The following is a 592-nucleotide window of genomic DNA, read 5'->3' as shown; positions in this document are numbered from 1 at the left end:
TCACACCATGGAAGTTGATTGCTCCAGAAGTAGGTAGCTTAAAAATGGGCGCTTACCACGGAGTGGTCGATGACTGGGGTGAAGTCGTAACAAGGTAGCCGTAGGGGAACCTGCGGCTGGATCACCTCCTTTAAAGAGCGACTCGCAAGAGGTACGAGCTTCCATAGAAACTTATTTAAGATAGAAGAAGAGAAAAGCTAGATCTGGGCCTATAGCTCAGTTGGTTAGAGCACACGCTTGATAAGCGTGGGGTCGGTAGTTCGAGTCTACCTAGGCCCACCAAATAAGTAACCCGGTAAAAGGGGGATTAGCTCAGTTGGTAGAGCGCCTGCCTTGCACGCAGGAGGCCATCGGTTCGACTCCGTTATCCTCCACCATTTTAAATGGTTATGGATTGGTAGTTGAGGATCTAGAGAGATAAAGTTTAGGGTTAGCAGTCACTCATTACTAGAATGAGTAATAAGTAAGCTTGCTAATGAAGATTAAATCTCTATAATTCTTCTTCCGAAATAGAATAGACGATAAATAAAGTGATTTATAATCTTACAAGTAGTAAGGAAGTAAATTAAGTCATATTATTTATACTCTAATC

General features: G+C 42.6%; 2 tRNA genes and 1 rRNA gene. All 3 read left to right on the top strand.

The window, feature by feature from the left end:
* Nucleotides 1–132: ribosomal RNA gene (locus tag DC083_RS10115) — 16S ribosomal RNA — on the top strand; the annotation flags it as partial.
* Between the two features lie 73 nt (nt 133–205).
* Nucleotides 206–282, top strand: a tRNA-Ile gene (locus DC083_RS10110).
* Nucleotides 283–301: 19 nt separating this feature from the next.
* Nucleotides 302–377 (top strand) — tRNA-Ala (locus DC083_RS10105).
* The last annotated feature ends 215 nt before the right edge of the window (nt 378–592 follow it).

It is taken from the genome of Ignatzschineria ureiclastica, from assembly GCF_003121845.1.
Lineage (GTDB): Bacteria > Pseudomonadota > Gammaproteobacteria > Cardiobacteriales > Wohlfahrtiimonadaceae > Ignatzschineria > Ignatzschineria ureiclastica.
This window is presented reverse-complemented; position numbering and strand designations above follow the sequence as displayed.